This is a genomic window from Pseudomonas anatoliensis (assembly GCF_017976235.1).
Taxonomy (GTDB): Bacteria; Pseudomonadota; Gammaproteobacteria; order Pseudomonadales; family Pseudomonadaceae; genus Aquipseudomonas; species Aquipseudomonas anatoliensis.
Genome location: NZ_JACVHC010000006.1, coordinates 395883 through 412097, shown reverse-complemented (window position 1 = coordinate 412097; position 16215 = coordinate 395883). Strand labels below are relative to the sequence as shown.

Below are 16215 nucleotides of genomic sequence, written 5' to 3'. Positions count from 1 at the left end.
GGGCGGCATAAATGGACGGTTTGCCCATAGGGCCGATGCTCGCGGTATTTATCCTGCTGGTTTTATGGTCGGGGCTATTTACCGCCGTCGAAATCGCGCAGCAGCACCTGCTCGCACAACGCACAGCCTCGCGTGCCAGCGATAAACCGCTGGCGAAGCTGAGCTTCCCGCTCGACAGCCTGATCCTCTGCAATACCCTGTGCCGTGCGCTCGCGGTGATGATCGCCACGCTACTGGCGATTTTCCTCTGTGAAGAAAACGGCCCGTGGGCGGCGTGCCTGGGTGTCGGTGCGGTATTGCTGGTGTTTGCCGATTACTTCCCGCGCTCCCTCGCCCAGCGTTATCCGGATGCCGTGCTGGCGTTTGGCAATTCGCTGCTGGCGGTGCCGCTGAAAATCGTTTACCCGTTCGCCTGGCTGTTCAGCCGTATCAGCGCTTTGCTGCTGACGCCGCTGGTGCGCAAAGTCCAGGTCGTGCAGCAAAGCGAAGACGATGCGCCGACTGATCGTCACGATGCCCCGGAGCACCCGGTTCGCGCGCACCCGGTGTCGGGTATCCATGCGCTGGACAACATTACGGTCAACGACATTCTGGTGCCACGCAGTGACGTCGACGGTATCAACCTCGACGACCCGATCGAAGAAATCATCGAACAACTGCGCAACACCAAGCGCACGCGCCTGCCGCTGTTCCACAGTGATATCAACCAGGTTGAAGCCGTGCTCAACACCCGGCAGATCCGTCACTTGCTGAACGATGACGACCTGACCCGCGAAGCGCTGCTAGCCGCCAGTTACGAGCCGTACTTCGTGCCCGAAAGCACACCGCTGCAGCTGCAACTGCTCAACTTCCACAAGCAGCAGCGACGTCTGGGTATGGTGGTCGACGAGTACGGCGAAGTGCTCGGCATCGTCACGCTGGAAGACATTCTCGAAGAAATCGTCGGCGAATTCGAAAGCGAGCACAGCCTCGATAATCCGCACATTCACCCACAAGCCGATGGCCGCATGATGATCGACGGCACCGCCTCGATCCGTGAATTGAACAAGTGCCTGGGCTGGCACTTGCCCAGCGATGGGCCGAAAACCCTCAATGGCCTGGTAACCGAGGCGCTGGAGACCATTCCGGAAAGCGCTGTTTGCTTGAAGATCGGGCGTTATCGGCTGGAGATTCTCGAGACCGAGGAGAACCGGGTGAGCAAGGTGCTGATCTGGCATACCTCTTCTGTACCTGCTCTGGTGCCTGCCAGATAGAAGATCAAAAGATCAAAAGATCGCAGCCTTCGGCAGCTCCTACATTTTGGAATGCGGTCCCCTGTAGGAGCTGCCGAAGGCTGCGATCTTTTACTCTTGTTTGATTGTTAGCCACCTTCCTATAATCCAGCCGGCTTACCCAAGCCTCGCCGAACCTTGTGCTTACCCCGCACTACACGGATCTCGACGATTTCCGCTTCACTCCGACGACTGTTCCTACTCGAAACAGCGCTCGCGCCTGATCCCACATCCCTGGGTGCTCAACCATAATAATTCGCTCCACCGGAGCTCATGACTGTCAGGGATCACCGCATGACGACCAGTACCGCTTTCAGCGAAACCACGCCAGCCCAACCGACCAACTCCGCCACCCGCGTAGCCACGGCGAGTTTTATCGGCACCGCGATCGAGTTCTATGACTTCTACGTCTACGCCACGGCTGCCGCACTGGTGATCGGGCCGGTGTTCTTTCCGCAAACATCCGGCACTGCGCAGATGCTTTCGGCGTTTCTCACCTTTGGCATTGCCTTCCTCGCCCGGCCGTTGGGTTCGGCGCTGTTCGGTCACTTCGGTGACCGCATCGGGCGCAAATCGACACTGGTCGCCTCGCTACTGTTGATGGGCGTGTGCACCACGTTGATTGGTGTGCTGCCGGGTTACGCCACCATCGGGGCCTGGGCGCCGATTCTGTTGTGTGTGCTGCGCTTTGGTCAGGGCCTGGGATTGGGCGGCGAATGGGGCGGTGCCGCGCTGCTGGCCACGGAGAACGCGCCGAAAGGCAAACGAGCGTGGTTCGGCATGTTTCCGCAACTCGGCCCTTCGATTGGTTTTCTCGCCGCCAATGGTCTGTTCCTGACGCTGGCCATGACGCTGGATGACGAACAGTTCCGCAGTTGGGGCTGGCGCATTCCGTTTCTGCTCAGCGCAGCGCTAGTGATGGTCGGTCTGTATGTACGTCTGAAACTCCACGAAACGCCAGTGTTCGCCAACGCCATGGCGCGCCAGGAGCGGGTCAAACTGCCGCTGGTCGAACTGTTCAGCCAATATTGGGCGCCGACCCTGTTGGGCGCGGCGGCAATGGTGGTGTGTTATGCGCTGTTCTATATCTCGACGGTGTTTTCCCTGAGTTACGGCGTGTCCACCCTCGGTTACAGCCGCGAGACGTTCTTGGGGCTGCTGTGTTTTGCCGTGTTGTTCATGGCCGCAGCGACCCCACTGTCAGCCTGGGCCAGCGATCGTTATGGACGCAAACCGGTGCTGATCATCGGCGGTGTACTGGCGATTCTTTCGGGGTTTCTGATGGAGCCGCTGCTGACCCAGGGTTCGACCTGGGGCGTGGCGCTGTTTCTGTGCATCGAACTGTTCTTGATGGGCGTGACGTTCGCACCGATGGGCGCGTTGTTGCCGGAACTGTTCCCGACCCACGTGCGCTATACCGGCGCGTCGGCCGCGTACAACCTTGGCGGCATTGTCGGAGCCTCGGCGGCGCCGTTCTTTGCGCAGAAACTGGTGGCGATGGGTGGTTTGAGTTATGTCGGCGGGTATGTTTCGGGAGCGGCGGTGATCAGCTTGATCGCGGTGCTGTGCTTGAAGGAAACGCGCAATAACGATCTGAATCAGATTGCCTGATAGATCGCTATCGCGAGCAGGCTCACTCCTACAGGGGAACGCATTCCAATTGTAGGAGTGAGCCTGCTCGCGATGAACGCGCCTCGGTTTACAGCTCTACAACAACAGCCTGAGCAGCACGGGTCGCCTTGGCACGAGCAGCCTCGATCGACTCATCCCGTGCCAATGCCACGCCCATCCGGCGCTGACCATTCACTTCAGGCTTGCCGAACAGACGCAGTGCCGTATCCGGTTCGCTCAACGCAGCACCCAGGTTGGCGAATGCTGTCTGGGTCGACTGCCCTTCCACCAGAATCACCGCCGAAGCCGATGGGCCGAACTGACGGATCAGCGGCACCGGCAAGCCCAGAATCGCGCGGGCATGCAGGGCGAATTGCGACAGGTCCTGGGAAATCAGCGTTACCAGGCCAGTGTCATGCGGACGCGGCGAAACTTCGCTGAACCACACCTGATCACCTTTGATAAACAGCTCGACACCAAACAGCCCACGGCCACCCAGCGCTTCGGTTACCGCTTTGGCAACACGCTCGGATTCCGCCAACGCAACCGGGCTCATGGCTTGTGGCTGCCAGGATTCCTGATAGTCGCCCTTCTCCTGACGGTGACCGACCGGTGCGCAGAATGTCGTGCCACCGATGTGACGCACGGTCAGCAGAGTGATTTCGTAGTCGAATTCAATGAAGCCTTCGATGATCACCCGCCCTTTGCCGGCACGACCACCTTCTTGGGCGTAGTCCCAGGCTTTCTGCACGTCATCGGCGCTGCGCAGCAGGCTCTGGCCTTTGCCCGACGAACTCATCACTGGTTTGACGACACATGGGAAACCCAGGTCTTCAACAGCTTTGCTGTAGTCCTCGAAGGTGTCGGCGAAGTGGTACGGCGAGGTCGGCAGGTCCAGCTCTTCGGCGGCCAGACGACGGATGCCTTCACGGTTCATGGTCAATTGCGCAGCGCGAGCAGTCGGGATCACGGTGAAGCCTTCGGCTTCCAGCTCGACCAGAGTGGCGGTGGCAATGGCTTCGATTTCCGGCACGATGAAGTGCGGCTTCTCGGCTTCGATCACTGCGCGCAGGGCGGCGCCATCGAGCATGTTGATCACGTGGCTGCGATGCGCGACCTGCATGGCCGGCGCGTTGGCGTAGCGGTCGACGGCAATCACTTCAACACCCAAACGTTGCAGTTCGATCACCACTTCCTTGCCCAACTCACCACAGCCACACAGCAATACGCGGGTCGCGGTTGGCGACAATGGAGTTCCGATACGGGTCATCTCAGGTCCTCAAAGAAGCGGATCATCGAGGAAAGCGTCGCCATGCGCGCTTTCCATGGGGAGAAAGCGCGGCATTTTACATGAACCCGAGGGTTTGGCTTCAGCTGGCGACGGCCTGTTTGCGATCGCGCCAGGCCATGATCAACCAGACAGCGGTGACGCCGGCAAACTTCGAGACCAGCGCAGTGATGATCACCGGCGGAGTCAGCAGGTCAATCATGCCGAAAAAGATGAAGGTGTCGAGGGGAATGCTCAGTGCCGAACTGATCCACAACCGGTCGCGCAATGGGCGCTTGGTGATGCTGAACACCAGCCAGTCGATGCATTCGGAGACCGCGAACGCCGTGGCACTGGCCAGAGCGATGGACGGATCAGACGTGACGTAGGACAACACCAGTGCCGCCAGCATGGCAATGATTGCGCCGTGGCCGAAGCGGGTTTGCACCATGTCACGCAGCACGAACACCAAGCCGCCCCACGCCGACCAGATGATGTCCAGGTGTGGCGCGGTCGAGAAAGCGAAGTTGATGAGTACAACGCTGCTGATGTAGGCGATGAGGAAAATCATGGGGGCGACCTGTCAGATTGGCGCACAGGGTACTTTAGACACAGCAGAATCAAAAGATCGCAGCCTTCGGCAGCTCCTGCATTAACCGTGTTCGCCGCCCATTCCGCAGGAGCTGCCGAAGGCTGCGATCTTTTGATCTTGAATTATTGGCCCGGCGTCTTACCTATCATCCACACCAACCCACTCGCCTTCGCCCGCTCATGACACAACCCCAACACCACCCGCCGCTCATCGTTATTCATCCGGCTCCAGCGCGTAATCTCCGCCACCGTACGCTGGCACCCGGTGCAAATATCAGCCTCATCCAGCGCACAAATATTCACGCACGGCGAGGCGACTGGTCTTTCCGGCGTAGTCATTCTTCCTGCTCAACCAGATCGCGGGCATAACGCTGAGCGTTATGCACATAGTGGGCGGCGCTGGCTTCGAGCATTTTTTTCTGCGGCTCGGTCAGCTCACGTACGACTTTGCCCGGCGAACCCATGACCAGCGAGCCATCGGGAATTTCCTTGCCTTCGCCGATCAGCGAGTTGGCGCCGATGATGCAGTTCTTGCCGATCTTTGCGCCATTGAGAATCACCGCGTTGATGCCGATCAGGCTGTAATCGCCAACTGTGCAGCCATGCAGCATGGCGTTATGGCCAATGGTCACACCGGTGCCGATGGTCAGCGGGTAGCCCATGTCGGTGTGCATCACCGTGCCGTCTTGCACATTGCTGTTCTTGCCGATCAGGATCAGCTCGTTGTCGCCGCGCAATACGGCGTTGAACCAGACGTTGGCGCCCTCTTCCAGCTTGACCTTGCCCACCAGCACAGCGTTGGGGGCGACCCAGCTCTGTGGATGGGTCTCGACACGGGCGTCGCCCAAGCGGTATTTCATCTTGTTTTCCTCAGGGCTCACGAGTGGCCATTCGAACGATGGCTTATGACTTCAGGTATTGATAAAGCTTTTGGGCGGCTGGTGCAGACTGATTTTCGCGTCATAGAGCAGATTGATCAACTCGACAATCATGATCGCCGTCAGCCCCCAGATCTTGTACTCACCGTATCGATAACTCGGCACGTACCAACTGCGGCCCTGATAGTCGATGCGATGGGTGTGTTCGCGGGGATCGGTACGGAAGAACTCCAGCGGGACGCTGAACACGGCGGCAATTTCTGCGTCGTTGGGCTGGTATTCGACAAAATCGGGGATGACGCCGACATAAGGCGTGACTTTGATACCGTGCAGGGAGATCAGCGGGCTAAGCGGACCGATCACTTCGACCAGTCCTGGCGGCAGGCCGATTTCTTCTTCGGCTTCGCGTAACGCGGTGAAGATCAGGTCGGGGTCTTCCGGGTCGCGGCGCCCACCGGGGAAGGCCACTTCGCCGCCGTGGGTCGAGAGGCCGCTGGCCCGCAGGGTCAGCACCAGTTCCGGCTCGTCACTGCGGGTGATCGGCACCAGAACGGCGGCCTCGGGGAAACGTTTGTCGGTCTCCAGCGTGCGCGGTGTGTGGTTGCTTACCCTATGCAGTAGCTCGTCCAGCATGAGTGTTCTCGATCTGTGCCTTACCCTGCATCATGCACCAATCATTGCAGCCGCCCAACCCCCTCACGGGGCCATGTCGCGAAACGACAACTTGCCGACCGACACCGCTGCACGCCAAGATAGGCGCAGCCTTCAGGAACCCAAGCATGAAATTTTGCAGCCAGTGCGGTAACCCGGTGACCCAGCGCATTCCCGAGGGCGACTCGCGACTGCGATTTGTCTGTGATAGCTGTCAGACCATTCACTATCAGAACCCCAATATCGTCGCCGGCTGTGTCGCGACCTGGGGTACTAAAGTGCTGCTCTGTCGCCGCGCCATCGAACCGCGCCTCGGTTATTGGACCCTGCCCGCCGGCTTCATGGAAAACGGCGAGACCATCGAGCAGGCCGCGATCCGCGAGACCGCCGAGGAAGCCTGCGCCCGGGTGCGCAACCTGAGCATCTATACCCTGATCGACGTGCCGCACATCAGTCAGGTGCATGTGTTCTTCCGCGCCGAGCTGGCCGAGCCGGATTTTGCTGCCGGCCCCGAGAGCCTGGAAGTACAACTATTCGACGAAGCCGACATTCCATGGGATGAGCTGGCTTTCCGCACGGTGGGGCGTACTTTAGAATGCTTCTTCGCGGATCGGCGCGCCGAGACCTACCCGGTTCGTTCCGAATCGATTCCGCCGCTGGCCCAGCCGGTCATTATTTGATCCGGCGACGGCACCGGCTAGAAGATCAAAAGATCGCAGCCTGCGGCAGCTCCTACACTTAACGTCATATTTGCGTCACTTCCTGGGGAATCGTTTCAATGCGTTGGTTGCTTGCCCTGTTCTGCCTGTCGTTCGTTACGGTCTCGCAAGCGTCATTCGTGACCACCGTGACGCCTTCAAACACCCCGATGATCGAAAAAGTCCTGGTGCTCAAATCGGCTCATCGTCTGCAGTTGATTGCCGACGGCAAGCCGCTCAAGACCTATCGCATCTCGCTTGGCAAGGGCGCGAAAAAGGGTCCGAAACTGATAGAAGGCGACAAACGCACTCCAGAAGGTTTCTATTGGATCGACTGGCGCAAGACCAGCGAGAAATTCAATCTGTCGATGCACATTTCCTACCCGAACATCACCGATTCGGCCCGCGCCCGCCGTGAAGGCGTCGAGCCCGGCGGGATGATCATGATTCACGGCACGCCTGACACGGAGGAAAACCCCGAAGACCTGCTGCACACCCTGGACTGGACCGACGGCTGCATCGCCATGCGCAACGTCGATATGCGCGAAGTGTGGGGTCTGGTGCCGGACGGCACGATGATCGAAATCCGCCCTTAATCACCGACCGCCGGTCACCTGCAAAAAATAAATCAAAAGATCGCAGCCTTCGGCAGCTCCTACAGGGTTGATACCACTTCCTACTGTAGGAGCTGCCGAAGGCTGCGATCTTTTGCTTTTTACAGTCCAGCCCTAATACCACTTCAAGCCCACCGACCTAAAACCCGCCATTTCATTGGCCTAATGGCCATTTCACTGCGTTGACATGGTATTCAAGTGGTATTAATTTCCGCCCCACAAGCGAGCCACAACAATCCAATACTCGCGCCGGAAATGACCGACATGAATGACCTCCACGTCCTACGCCCCGACGACTCCCAGCCGACGCCGCTGTACCTGCAACTGGCGCGCAACCTGGAAGCGGCGATTCATTCCGGTCAATGGAAAGCCGAACAGGCGATGCCTTCGGAGCGCAATCTCAGCGAGCAGCTCGGCATCTCCCGAGTCACCGCACGCAAGGCGCTGGAAGTGTTGTTCGACCAAGGCCTGATCCGGCGCTTGCAAGGTTCCGGCACGTTCATCACCCCACGCCTGGAACAACCCCTTTCACGCCTTTCCGGCTTCAGTGAAATGCTTCGCCTCAAGGGCTTCGTGCCCAGCTCGCAATGGCTGGAGCGAGAAATCACCCTGCCGACCCACGAAGAACTGATCCGTCTCAGTCTGTCGCCGAACGACAAGGTCGCGCGCATGAAACGCCTGCGCAAAGCCGACGACACCGTGATGGCCATCGAGATGAGCACCCTGCCCGCCTCGATCATGCCCAAGCCGCAAGCGGTGGGCGATTCGCTCTACGAATACCTCGACGGCATCGGCAAACCGATCGTCCGCGCCTTGCAGCACATTCAGGCGATCAACGCCTCGGACGAGTTCGCCGCCCTGGTCGGTATCGCCCCGGGTACCGCCATGCTGCTGATGACCCGGGTCGGCTATCTGGAAGACAACACGCCGATCGAAGTCACCGACACCTATTGCCGCAACGACTACTACGACTTTGTTGCAGAGCTGCGTCGTTAAGAGCAGCCATAAGCGAGAACCAAAATGTCCGAAGACAACATCCTCACCGCCAGCGGCTGGATTCGCGGCCGGCTGATTCACGAACACGGCAAAGTCGTGTCGATCGAAGGCGTGCCTTGCGACCCGGCAGACAACGACCTGCCCTATCTGCTGCCAGGCTTCATCGACCTGCACGTTCATGGCGGCGGCGGCAAAGACATCATGGAAGGCGCCAGCGCCTTCGAGACCATCACCAAAACCCACGTGCGATTCGGCACCACCTCGCTGCTGGCCACCACCATGACCGCACCGAGCGCGGAGATTTCCAGCGTCTTGAAAGAGGTCGGCGAGTTCTGCGAGCAGCGCCCGAAAGGCAGCGCGCGAGTGCTCGGTGTGCACCTTGAAGGCCCGTATATCAATCCCGGCAAACTCGGCGCCCAACCGAACTTCGCCCACACCGCGTTGATGGCCGAGGTCGAAGAGTATCTGGCGCTCGCGCCGATTCGCGTGATCACCATCGCCCCGGAAATCGCCGGCCACGACGCTTTGATTCGTGAACTCAGCAGTCGCGGCATCCGCATGCAGATCGGCCACACCCTCGGCAGTTACGAGGAAGGCGTCGCCGCACTGGACGCCGGCGCGACCAGCTTCACCCATTTGTACAACGCCATGAGCCCGCTGCATCACCGCGAACCCGGGATCGTCGGCGCGGCACTGGCCCACGCCAAATTCGCCGAGCTGATTCCGGATTTGTTGCACGTGCACCCCGGCGCCATCCGCGTCGCCCTGCGTTCGATCCCGTGCCTGTATTGCGTCACCGATTCGACCGCCGCCGCCGGCATGCCCGACGGTGAATACAAACTCGGCAGCCACACCGTGACCAAATGCCTGGGCGGCGTGCGCCTGCCCGACGGCACGCTGGCGGGCAGCACGCTGACCATGGATCAGGCCCTGCGCAATCTGGTGAAGATCGGTTTGCCGATTGCCGAGGCTTCGCAACGTCTTTCGCAATTCCCCGCCGACTATCTCGGCATCACCGAACGCGGGCGCCTTGTACCCGGCGCCTGGGCCGACTGCGTGCGGCTGGATCGCTCACTCACACTGACCGCCGTCATGGTCGAAGGAGAAGACATTGACTTCAAAAATGCTTGAAGAGGCGCTGTCCTCGTTCGAGGCCGTGCAAGCCCAACTGCAGCAACTCGACCCGCAACTGATCGAGATCGCCGGGCGTCTGCGCCGTCAGCCGCCACAAGTGGCAATGACCATCGCGCGCGGCAGCTCCGACCACGCGGCGAGCTACTTCGCCTACCTGACCATGCAGCAACTGGGCGTGCCCGTGGCGTCGATTCCGATGTCGGTGGTGACCATGCAGCAGGCCCCGCTGAAGGTCAGCGGTCAGGTGGCGTTTGCCTTTTCGCAATCGGGCCAAAGCCCGGATCTGGTCAACAGCCTGCGTTTGTTGCGCAAGCGTGGCGCGCTGAGCGTGTCGATGGTCAACGCCGCCGATTCGCCACTGGAAGCCGCGTGTGAATTCAGCGTGCCGCTGCTCGCTGGCATCGAAAGCAGCGTCGCCGCGACCAAGAGCTTTATCGCCACCCTCAGCGCCAGCGCCCGTTTGATCGCGCACTGGAAAGAAGACAGCGAACTGCTTGAGGCGCACAACGCCCTGCCCGAAGGCTTGCGTGCAGCAGCCCAGCAGGACTGGAGCGTGGCCATCGACGCCCTGCGCGATTGCGAACGCCTGATGGTCATCGGCCGTGGCGCCGGTTTTGCCATTGCCCAGGAAGCGGCATTGAAGTTCAAGGAAACCTCGGCGATCCAGGCCGAAGCGTTCAGCAGCGCCGAAGTGCGTCACGGCCCGATGGCGCTGATTGACGAGCACTACCCACTGTTGGTGTTCGCCCCACGCGGTGCCGAACAGGCTGGTCTGTTAAGCCTTGCGGCAGAAATGCGTCAACGCGGCGCCCGGGTATTGCTGGCCGCGCCAGATGATGTGAGCGAACGCGACCTGACCCTGACCCGCGCCGAACACCCGGCCCTTGATCCGATTCTGGCCATCCAGAGTTTCTACGTGATGGCCGCAGGTTTGGCCGTGGCCCGAGGCATGGACCCGGATCAACCGCGCCACCTGAGCAAAGTGACCCGCACGCATTAACCACTGATGAGCTCCTACAGGGTTCAGCGAAACCGTGAGATCGCGATGCAGGCATTCAGCAACACCGTGGAATCGCGACATTCCGAACTACTGATGAGACCGAGCCATGCAAAACAACAACAATAAAGAGCTGACCCTCAGCGCCCCGCTCAGCGGCCCGGTGCTCACGCTCGCCAAAGTCCCGGACGCGGTGTTCGCCAGCGGTGCGATGGGTGATGGCATTGCCATCGATCCACTCAACGACACCCTGTATTCGCCATGCGCCGGGGTGATCATTCACGTCGCCCGCACCGGCCACGCCCTCACCGTGCGCGCCGACAATGGCGCGGAAATCCTTCTGCACCTGGGCCTCGACACCGTTGAGCTGAACGGCGAAGGCTTTTCGATGCTGGTCAAGGAAGGCGTGCGAGTGAGCAACGGACAGCCGCTGTTGCGATACGACCTGGACAAAGTCGGCCAGCAATGCAAAAGCCTGGTCAGCCTGTTGATCCTGACCAACAGCCAGGATTTTCAGGTGCGACCGATCACCCTGAAACCGGTGAAAGTCGGCGAGCCGTTGTTGCACATCGTGGCGCGCAACGCTTCGGCGGCGAATGCAGAAGAACTCGGCGGGCCTGAGGTTAACGGTCATGTGCGGGTCGCGCATCGAGGCGGTCTGCATGCGCGCCCCGCTGCGCTGATTCGTCAGACTGCGCAAGGTTACAAAAGCCAGTCGCAGCTGTATTTCGCCGGCAAATCGGCGCCATGCAACAGCCTGATCGGGTTGATGGCGCTGGCAATCGGCGAGCAGGATGAAGTGCAAGTCAGCTGTCAGGGACCGGACGCCGAAGCCGCGCTGCAAGCGTTGCTCAGCGCATTGGCCACCGCACTGCCGGATGATCATCACGCCGCCGCACCTGTGCGCGGTGCATCCCCCAAGCGTCCGGCCGAGGCTGGCGTGTTGCAGGGTGTTTGCGCCGCACCGGGATTAGTCGGCGGGCCGTTATTTCGTTTGAACACCATCAACTTGCCAGTGGATGCCGGCAATCATGATCTGCTGGAACAGCAGCAGAAACTTGAGACTGCGCTGACTCAGGTACGCAACGAAATCAACGGCACCCTAGCCCAGGCGAAAAAACAACGTAACGCCGACGAAGAAGCCATCTTCGCCGCGCATTTGGCATTGCTGGAAGACCCGGCCCTGCTCGACGCTGCACAGCAATCCATCGACCAAGGCAGTGCAGCAACTCACGCCTGGAGCCAGTCGATTGATGTCCAGTGCGAAGTCCTGCAACACACCGGCAGCGCGCTGCTGGCCGAGCGCGCCAACGATCTGCGCGACCTCAAGCAACGCGTGTTGCGCGCCCTGCTCGGCGAGGCCTGGCACTACGACGTCCCGGCCGGCGCCATCGTCGCTGCCCATGAACTGACGCCGTCGGATCTGCTGCAACTCAGCGTGCAAGGTGTCGCCGGTTTGTGCATGGCCGAGGGCGGCGCGACTTCCCACGTGGCGATTCTCGCGCGCGGTAAAGGTCTGCCCTGCATGGTTGCACTAGGTTCAGCACTGCTCGATCAACCGCAAGGCCAAGCGGTGGTGCTTGATGCCGATGGCGGTCGCCTCGAACTGACGCCAAGCGCTGAGCGACTGGCCGAAGTCCAACAAATGCAAATCGACCGCCAGCAACGCCGCGATGCGCAGCAAGCCAAAGCGCATCTGCCGGCCGAAACCCGCAACGGTGTGACCATCGAAGTCGTCGCCAATGTCGCCTCCAGCGCTGAAGCAGCAGACGCCTTCGCCAACGGCGCCGATGGCGTCGGCCTGCTGCGTACCGAATTCCTTTTCGTTGATCGCCAGACCGCACCGGATGTCGAAGAACAACGCTGTGCCTATCAAGCGGTCATCGATGCGATGGGCGACAAGTCGGTGATCATCCGCACCATCGACGTCGGTGGCGACAAGCAGCTCGACTATCTGCCGCTGCCCGCCGAAGCCAACCCGGTGCTCGGCTTGCGCGGTATTCGTCTGGCTCAGGCGCGGCCAGAAATCCTCGATCAGCAACTGCGTGCGCTGCTGCAAGTCAGCCCGTTGCAGCGTTGCCGAATCCTGTTGCCGATGGTCACTGAAGTCGATGAGCTGCTGCACATCCGTGAGCGTGTCGACGCGTTGTGCCTTGAGCTGAACATCACTCAGCGCCCGGAAATCGGCGTGATGATCGAAGTCCCGGCCGCCGCATTGCAAGCCGAGCAACTGGCCGAACACGCCGACTTCCTGTCCATCGGCACCAACGATCTTTCCCAATACACCCTGGCCATGGACCGCGACCACGCCGGCCTCGCCGCACGTGTCGATGCCTTGCACCCCGCGCTATTGCGCCTGATCGCCATGACCTGCGAAGGCGCGGCGGTGCACAAGCGCTGGGTCGGTGTCTGCGGCGCCCTTGCCTCTGACCCGCTGGCGACGCCGGTGTTGATCGGCCTCGGCGTCACTGAATTGTCGGTGAGCCCAGTACAGATCGGTGAAATCAAGGATCGCGTACGTCAGTTGCACGAAGCCGAATGCCAACGCCTCGCCCGCGACCTGCTCAAGCTGAGCAGCGCCGCCGCGGTACGTCACGCCTGCCACCAACACTGGCCTCTGCGCTAATAACAACAAGAAGGAGAACCGCCATGTATCAACTCTTCATCGAAGGTCTGCAACGCCTCGGGCGTGCACTGATGCTGCCGATCGCGATCCTGCCCATCGCCGGCCTGCTGCTGCGTCTGGGTGACACCGACCTGCTGAACATCGCGATCATTCACGACGCCGGCCAGGTGATCTTCGCCAACCTGGCGATGATCTTCGCCATCGGCATCGCCGTCGGTTTCGCCAAGGACAATAACGGCACCGCGGGCCTGGCCGGGGTGATCGGTTATCTGGTGATGATCTCCACCCTTAAAGTGCTCGATGCGAGCATCAACATGGGCATGCTCGCCGGGATCGTCAGCGGCCTGATGGCCGGCGCACTGTACAACCGCTTCAAGGACATCAAGCTGCCGGAGTATTTGGCGTTCTTCGGTGGCCGACGATTCGTGCCGATTGTCACCGGATTCGCGGCCGTCGGCCTGGGCGTGGTGTTCGGCTACATCTGGCCGCCGATCCAGCACGGCATCAACGCTTTCGGCGCCCTGATGATGGAAAGCGGCAGCATCGGCGCGTTTGTCTTCGGCGTGTTCAATCGCCTGCTGATCGTCACCGGCCTGCACCACATCCTCAACAACATGGCGTGGTTCGTCTTCGGCAACTTCACCGACCCGACCACTGGCGCACTAGTGACCGGCGACCTGTCGCGCTATTTCGCCGGCGATCCGAAGGGCGGCCAGTTCATGACCGGCATGTTCCCGATGATGATCTTCGGCCTGCCCGCCGCGTGCCTGGCGATGTATCGCAATGCTTTGCCGGAACGCCGCAAAGTCATGGGCGGGATCTTCCTGTCGATGGCGCTGACTTCATTCCTGACCGGGGTGACCGAGCCAATCGAATTCGCCTTCATGTTTTTGGCGCCGCTGCTGTTTCTGCTGCACGCGCTGCTGACCGGGCTGGCGATGGCGATCACCAATGCGCTGAATATTCATTTGGGCTTTACGTTCTCTGGCGGCTTTATTGACATGGTGCTGGGCTGGGGCAAGTCCACCAATGGTTGGCTGGTGGTTCCGGTCGGGCTGGCTTATGCAGTTGTGTATTACGCCGTGTTTGATTTCTGTATTCGTCGATTCAACCTGAAGACGCCGGGCCGAGAAGATGTCGCTGTCAGTGAGAAAGCCGTACTGACTGAAAACGAGCGCGCCAGTGCCTACATCAAAGCATTGGGCGGCGCTGAAAACCTGCTGACTGTTGGCGCTTGCACCACGCGATTGCGGCTGGAGATGGTGGATCGCAACAAGGCCTCGGATGCCGATCTGAAAGCACTGGGTGCAATGGCGGTTGTGCGTCCGGGTAAAGGTGGGAGTTTGCAGGTAGTGGTCGGGCCGCTGGCCGACAGCATTGCCGATGAAATTCGCCTGGCGATGCCGGCGTTGGGGCGTGCTGTTATTGCCGAATCTGTTGCCGTTGTCGAAGAGCCGAAAGCGCTGATGGTCGCGGGCGCCGAGGCACAGAAATGGCTGAATGCACTGGGTGGCGGCGGCAATGTGCTGCAACTGGATTGCATCGCCATGAGCCGGATTCGGCTGTTGCTGGCGGATGGCAAGGCGTTGTCCGAGGCTCAGTTGAAGGAATTGGGCTGCCAAGGTGTCAGCCAGTTGGAAGGTGGGGTCTGGCATTTGCTGGTGGGGGATAAGGCGGCGAGTTTGAGTGGGGCGATTGAGGCTTTGGTCGATCGTAGCGAGGTCGGCGCCAAGGTCTGACCTACCATTTCACCCATGTAGAAGCTGCCGCAGGCTGCGATCTTTTGACTTTGTTTTTTGACAGTCAAAGGCAAGATCAAAAGATCGCAGCCTTCGGCAGCTCCTACAAGGGATGCTCTCAACCCCTAGAGTCAAGTCGTTTGGCAAGCCGCCATCGCTGGCAAGCCAGGCTCCCACAGGTTGTGCAGTGTTCTCAAGATCGTGCACGCCCCGGTGGAGCCAGCCTGCTGGCGATGAACGGTGACACGGTAGTCAGTTTTGCGGGTCGACCCGATCCAGCGCCCTATTCACTGCCAGTTCGGCGAGCATGACGATTTGCTGGATGCCTAATGCCGTGCTGCGCTGCAGACCGCTTAGCTCATTGGCGAAGTTGCTGGCGGCGGCGCTTGCGCTGGCCAACGATTCGACCGCGTGAGCGAGCAGGCTTTCGGTGTCGGCCTGGGGGCAGACCATAAACATGGTGCTCGGTCGGCGGGGTTTTGCGGGTTCGGGGCACAGGTAGAAGTCGAGGGCGCGCTTGATGGCTTCGCGGTTTCGGGCCTGCTCCTCGGCGCGGAGGGCTTCTTCGAGTGGGGTTTTGGTTTCGGGTGGGTCGGGGACGATTTTAGTCATGGATCGGTCCTTGCTGGTTGGAGCCATCCAAATACCGTTTCTCACGCGGCGAATTGGGTGGCAGCTATGTGCGGGGTGAGAAACCGGGCAAAGACCAGCAAACCTCCGGCCGGACCGAAGTCCGCCCGCACATAGCCACCATAAAAATGCAGCAGCGAATGAGCTGGCGGCAATTATGGGACTACTGGCGCTGGAATGACACTTACCCGGGTTCTCACGCCCGATCACCGCATTGGCAGTGACAACTCAAGCCTAGAGACCGCACGTCCGACGGACAACCTGAAAACCTTGTGGGAATCCTCTGTCTGTTCCACACACAACTAAACATACCGAATTGAAATACACCCCGTGTAGGAGCTGCCGAAGGCTGCGATCTTTTGACTTTGACGTTTCAACATCAAAATCAAAATCAAAATCAAAATCAAAATCAAAAGATCGCAGCCTTCGGCAGCTCCTACAGGGGATAGCTACACCCTCAGAGACTGGTCGGCTGTCAGGCCGCCATCGCTGGCAAGCCAGCTCCCACAGAA

General features: G+C 60.2%; 15 protein-coding genes. 9 read left to right on the top strand and 6 right to left on the bottom strand.

Going from position 1 to position 16215, the window contains the following annotated elements:
- Positions 1 to 11 precede the first annotated feature (11 nt).
- A complete protein-coding gene (locus ICA16_RS21555) occupies positions 12 to 1253 on the top strand; it encodes a transporter associated domain-containing protein (RefSeq protein WP_210554583.1) in 1242 nt (413 codons plus the stop codon).
- Positions 1254 to 1565: 312 nt separating this feature from the next.
- Positions 1566 to 2882: an MFS transporter gene (locus ICA16_RS21550; protein WP_210554582.1), complete on the top strand. Its 1317-nt coding sequence runs from the start codon at positions 1566 to 1568 to the stop codon at positions 2880 to 2882.
- 88 nt (positions 2883 to 2970) lie between these two features.
- On the opposite strand, the gene purT is transcribed toward ICA16_RS21550, so the two are convergent.
- The 5 genes from purT to ICA16_RS21525 form a co-directional block, all read right to left on the bottom strand.
- Positions 2971 to 4152 carry a formate-dependent phosphoribosylglycinamide formyltransferase gene (gene purT, locus ICA16_RS21545; RefSeq protein WP_210701491.1) on the bottom strand — a complete coding sequence of 394 codons (1182 nt, stop codon included), beginning with the start codon at positions 4150 to 4152 and terminating at the stop codon, positions 2971 to 2973.
- Between the two features lie 100 nt (positions 4153 to 4252).
- Entirely contained in the window at positions 4253 to 4720 is a 468-nt protein-coding gene (locus ICA16_RS21540) for a preQ0 transporter (protein ID WP_210701490.1), read from the bottom strand.
- A gap of 143 nt (positions 4721 to 4863) precedes the next feature.
- On the bottom strand, positions 4864 to 5079 hold the full coding sequence (locus ICA16_RS21535) for a DUF1289 domain-containing protein (RefSeq protein ID WP_150603762.1): 216 nt from the start codon (positions 5077 to 5079) through the stop codon (positions 4864 to 4866).
- Positions 5076 to 5600, bottom strand: coding sequence for a gamma carbonic anhydrase family protein (locus ICA16_RS21530; RefSeq protein WP_047538150.1), 525 nt, complete (start codon positions 5598 to 5600; stop codon positions 5076 to 5078). The genes ICA16_RS21535 and ICA16_RS21530 overlap by 4 nt, the downstream gene beginning before the upstream one ends.
- A gap of 51 nt (positions 5601 to 5651) precedes the next feature.
- Positions 5652 to 6251, bottom strand: a complete 600-nt coding sequence (locus tag ICA16_RS21525; protein ID WP_150594921.1) for a CoA pyrophosphatase — start codon at positions 6249 to 6251, stop codon at positions 5652 to 5654.
- Positions 6252 to 6397: 146 nt separating this feature from the next.
- Here ICA16_RS21525 and ICA16_RS21520 point away from each other — a divergent pair, with 146 nt between their 5' ends.
- The 7 genes from ICA16_RS21520 to nagE all read left to right on the top strand — a co-directional run bounded on the left by ICA16_RS21520 (position 6398) and on the right by nagE (position 15073).
- Positions 6398 to 6949 carry an NUDIX hydrolase gene (locus tag ICA16_RS21520; RefSeq protein WP_210701489.1) on the top strand — a complete coding sequence of 184 codons (552 nt, stop codon included), beginning with the start codon at positions 6398 to 6400 and terminating at the stop codon, positions 6947 to 6949.
- A 98-nt stretch (positions 6950 to 7047) separates the two neighbouring features.
- Entirely contained in the window at positions 7048 to 7563 is a 516-nt protein-coding gene (locus tag ICA16_RS21515) for a L,D-transpeptidase family protein (protein ID WP_150617226.1), read from the top strand.
- A gap of 282 nt (positions 7564 to 7845) precedes the next feature.
- On the top strand, positions 7846 to 8577 hold the full coding sequence (locus ICA16_RS21510) for a GntR family transcriptional regulator (protein ID WP_042557811.1): 732 nt from the start codon (positions 7846 to 7848) through the stop codon (positions 8575 to 8577).
- Between the two features lie 24 nt (positions 8578 to 8601).
- Entirely contained in the window at positions 8602 to 9708 is a 1107-nt protein-coding gene (gene nagA, locus ICA16_RS21505) for an N-acetylglucosamine-6-phosphate deacetylase (RefSeq protein WP_210554579.1), read from the top strand.
- A complete protein-coding gene (locus ICA16_RS21500; RefSeq protein WP_210701488.1) occupies positions 9689 to 10711 on the top strand; it encodes an SIS domain-containing protein in 1023 nt (340 codons plus the stop codon). Before nagA ends, ICA16_RS21500 begins: the two co-directional genes overlap by 20 nt.
- A gap of 106 nt (positions 10712 to 10817) precedes the next feature.
- On the top strand, positions 10818 to 13334 hold the full coding sequence (gene ptsP, locus ICA16_RS21495) for a phosphoenolpyruvate--protein phosphotransferase (RefSeq protein WP_210701487.1): 2517 nt from the start codon (positions 10818 to 10820) through the stop codon (positions 13332 to 13334).
- Positions 13335 to 13357: 23 nt separating this feature from the next.
- Positions 13358 to 15073, top strand: a complete 1716-nt coding sequence (gene nagE / locus ICA16_RS21490) for an N-acetylglucosamine-specific PTS transporter subunit IIBC (RefSeq protein ID WP_210701486.1) — start codon at positions 13358 to 13360, stop codon at positions 15071 to 15073.
- A 252-nt stretch (positions 15074 to 15325) separates the two neighbouring features.
- Here nagE and ICA16_RS21485 read toward each other — a convergent pair whose 3' ends face one another.
- Positions 15326 to 15685: a DUF6124 family protein gene (locus ICA16_RS21485; protein ID WP_210554575.1), complete on the bottom strand. Its 360-nt coding sequence runs from the start codon at positions 15683 to 15685 to the stop codon at positions 15326 to 15328.
- Positions 15686 to 16215 lie beyond the last annotated feature (530 nt).